Here is a 3847-nt window from a genome sequence, read left to right as displayed (position 1 = left end):
CACCGATATCCAGCCCCCGGAAAGCATCCTGACCCTGATGCGTCAGCACGAGGTCACGCTGCATGTCGCCGGTGACGAGTCGCCGGGCGAGACTGGCGACGCTTGAGCTCGATGACGCGTCACCCAACCCACTAGTCGCTTCACCAACTAGTCATCGCGCAATCCGGTCATCGCGCAATCAAGGGCCAGGCAATAAGCCGACGTGCAGCCTGGCCCGGCTCTCATCCCTTATCCCTCGCCCCCTTTACTTCTTCCCCCTCGCCCCTTTTCCCCCTTTTGCCCCCTTTGCACCAATGAACCTCGCAGATCACGAAAGCTACCCAGCTGCTGACTGTGCGATGCCCAGCGGCACCGCTTCGTCTCCGTATATCGTGTCATGACGCTTGATCAGTCACTGCGGGCATCGTCTGCGCCGCCCGCACGGCAACATGACAGCCAGGCGCTTCATGAAAATGTCACGCCATGATCAGAGACTGAGAAAAAACACCGGCAAGACAACAGGTTGAATATCAGGCAATCCTCAGTTGCCAGATACTCGCCCAAATGATCACTTTCGAAAGCCATCAGCGCAGAAGAATCCCCTTGATGTTCGAATCTTGCTAAGCTATGTTCACTTTCGAAAACCTATTATCGCGCACCTTGCCGGTGCAGACTCATTCGCCCCACCCGGTAGCGCCGGGCACGAGCAGGAGCAGCCCATGTCCCGCGACAACGATGCACTTCTTGACCTCTTCATCATCGGCGGCGGCATCAATGGCGCCGGTATCGCCAACGATGCCAGCGGCCGTGGCCTGAGCGTGGCCCTGTGCGAGCAGAACGACCTCGCCAGTGCGACCTCCTCCGCCAGCAGCAAGCTGATCCACGGCGGCCTGCGCTATCTGGAGCACTACGAGTTCCGTCTGGTGCGCGAAGCCCTGCAGGAGCGTGAGGTACTGCTCAAGAAGGCGCCGCATATCATCTGGCCGCTGCGCTTCATCCTGCCGCACCAGCCGCATCTGCGTCCGGCGTGGATGATTCGCGCGGGTCTGTTCCTGTATGACCACATCGGCAAGCGCGAGACCCTGCCAGCCTCCAAGGGCCTCAAGTTCGGCGAGCAGAGCCCGCTGGTCAGCGAGATCAACCAAGGCTTCGAATACTCGGATTGCTGGGTCGATGATGCCCGTCTGGTCATCACCAATGCGCTGCAGGCGCGCGAGCAAGGCGCCGAGATCATGACGGGCACCCGCTGTGTCGGCGCCCGTGATGTCGAGGGCCACTGGGAGCTGACGCTTGAAGATGTCAGCAGCGGCGAGACCTTCATCCGCCGCGCACGCACCTTGGTGAATGCGGCAGGCCCGTGGGTGGAGTCCTTCATCAAGGGCGCCACCGAACGCACGCCGCGCTATGGCATCCGCATGATCCAGGGCAGCCACCTGATCGTGCCGCGCATCAACACCGATGACCGCGCCTTCATCCTGCAGAACAAGGACAAGCGCATCGTCTTCGTGCTGCCCTATCAGGAAGACTTCAGCCTGATCGGCACCACTGACGTGCGCTACAAGGGCGACCCCTCCGAGGTGGCCTGCTCCAGCGATGAGACCGACTACATGCTCGAGGTGGTCAACCATCACTTCAAGCGCAAGCTGAGCCGCGATGACGTGGTCTCGACCTTCTCCGGCGTGCGCCCGCTGTGCGACGACGAGTCGGCAGACCCGTCCGCGATGACGCGTGATTACACCCTGCATCTGGATGACAGCGGCGCACCGATGCTGTCCATCTTCGGCGGCAAGATCACCACCTATCGCAAGCTGGCCGAATCGGCACTCGAAGACCTCAAGCCGCTGCTGCCGAGCATGGGCGAGCCGTGGACCCACGAGAAGGCCCTGCCCGGTGGCGATATCGAGAGCCGCGCAGCCTTCACCCGCCAGCTGCAGCGCGACTACCCGTTCCTCGGCGAAGCACGCGCCCGACGCTTCGCCTCAAGCTACGGCAGCCTGTGCCTGCACTTCCTCGACGGCAAGAAGAGCGAGGCGGAGCTGGGCGAGGACTTCGGCGCCGGCCTGAGCGCCGCCGAGATCGACTACCTGGTCGAGCACGAATGGGCGCGTGAGGTGCAGGATGTCGTCTGGCGCCGCACCAAGCTGACGCTGCGCCTGAGCGATGAGCAGAAGACGCGCATCGGCGACTACCTCAAGGAACGCCTGCTGGCACGCGCCGCCTGATGAAAACCGGCTGAGCCAGCAGCGAAAAAGCCCGCCCCTCCTTGCAGGATGGGCGGGCTTTTCGTTCAGGGACAGGCGGGATTTTAGGTCATGTATTGACGACTTACTGGATACCGCCCGCCGTCAGCTTGGCCGGATCGAGCAGACGCTCCAGCTCCTCGCGTGACAGTTCAGTCTCTTCCTCGGCCACATCCAGAATCGGACGCCCGGCCTGATAGGCCACCTTGGCCACTCGCGCCGCCTCGTTGTAACCGATCACCGGATTGAGCGCCGTGACCAGAATCGGGTTCTTGGCCAGCGGTGCCTCGATGTTGTCCTGACGCACGTTGAAGGTGGCAATGGCCTTGTCCGCCAGCAGGCGGCTGACATTGGCACTCAGCGTGATCGAGGACAGCAGGTTGTTGGCGATCAGCGGCAGCATGACATTGAGCTGGAAGTTGCCGCTCTGCCCGGCGATGCCGATGGTGGCGTCATTGCCCATCACCTGCGCCGCCACCTGAGCGGCCGCCTCGGGAATCACCGGATTGACCTTGCCCGGCATGATGGAGCTGCCCGGCTGCAGAGCCTCAAGCTCGATCTCGCCCAGCCCTGCCAGCGGGCCGGAATTCATCCAGCGCAGGTCGTTGCTGATCTTCATCATCGCCACGGCGTAGGTACGCAGATGGCCGGAGAGCTCGACTGCCGTATCCTGGGAGGACAGCGCCGCGAAGAAGCTCTCGGCGGGACGGAAGGCATGGCCGGTCTGGTGCGAGAGGCGGTCGGCGATGCGCTCGGCGAATTCCGGATGCGCGTTGATGCCACTGCCGACGGCGGTGCCGCCCTGGGCGAGGCGCTCGAGGCGCGGCAGCACCTGCTCGATGCGCTCGATGGCCTGCCCGACCTGCGCCTGCCAGGCACCCAGCTCCTGACTCATGCGAATCGGCATCGCATCCATCAGGTGAGTGCGACCGGTCTTGACGACGTCGTCCACCTCAGAGGCCTTGTGGGAGATCACCTCATGCAGATGGCGCAGCGCCGGCAACAGGGTGTCCGAGACAGCGATGACGGCGGACAGATGAATGGCCGTCGGGATGACATCATTGCTCGACTGGCCCATGTTGACGTGGTCGTTGGCGCCGACGCTCACGTCCTTGTCGCCCAGATGCTGATTGGCAAGCTGCGTCAGCACCTCGTTGACGTTCATGTTGGTCGAGGTGCCGGAACCGGTCTGGAAGACATCGACCGGGAATTGATCGGCATGCTCGCCGTCGATGATCTGACGCGCCGCCTTGATGATCGCCTCGGCACGCACGTCATCCAGCAGCTCCAGGTCACGGTTGACCTCGGCCGCGGCCAGCTTGATACGCGCCACGGCGCGAATGAAGGCAGCAGGCAACGGCTGGCCGCTGACGGGGAAGTTGTCGACCGCTCGCTGAGTCTGGGCGCCATAGAGTGCGCTGGCCGGCACTTCGAGTTCACCCATGCTGTCGCGTTCACGGCGGGTCTGGCTGCTCATGCTTGTCTCCCTGTGCTGTTGCATATGACGTCGCACCTGGCTGGCGTCACTGATGGGCGGCTGGCAATAATTGATCAATGACCTGACCGCCAGCTTCGATCCCCTGATGATCACTTGGGGACGCACAGGATACCAATCAAGCCGCTTGATG

At 62.9% G+C, this 3847-nt stretch carries 2 protein-coding genes; one reads left to right on the top strand and one right to left on the bottom strand.

Features of this window, described 5'->3' with window-relative positions; genetic code table 11:
- Nucleotides 1–698: 698 nt before the first annotated feature.
- Nucleotides 699–2201 (top strand): glycerol-3-phosphate dehydrogenase, encoded by a 1503-nt coding sequence (glpD, locus tag AC4FAH_RS11795; protein WP_215823209.1) that lies wholly within the window; start codon nt 699–701, stop codon nt 2199–2201.
- Between the two features lie 103 nt (nt 2202–2304).
- Here glpD and AC4FAH_RS11790 read toward each other — a convergent pair whose 3' ends face one another.
- Nucleotides 2305–3696 (bottom strand): class II fumarate hydratase, encoded by a 1392-nt coding sequence (locus AC4FAH_RS11790; RefSeq protein ID WP_279838507.1) that lies wholly within the window; start codon nt 3694–3696, stop codon nt 2305–2307.
- Nucleotides 3697–3847 lie beyond the last annotated feature (151 nt).

The organism is Cobetia sp. (assembly GCF_983723665.1).
The sequence above is the reverse complement of the archived record's forward strand: the minus strand, read 5'-3'. Positions and strand labels throughout refer to the sequence as shown.

What these genes read in the sequence shown, in the direction of transcription:
- glpD (WP_215823209.1), top strand. Translation starts at nt 699, where the DNA reads ATGTCCCGCGACAACGATGCACTTCTTGACCTCTTCATCATCGGCGGC.
- AC4FAH_RS11790 (WP_279838507.1), bottom strand. Translation starts at nt 3,696, where the DNA reads ATGAGCAGCCAGACCCGCCGTGAACGCGACAGCATGGGTGAACTCGAA.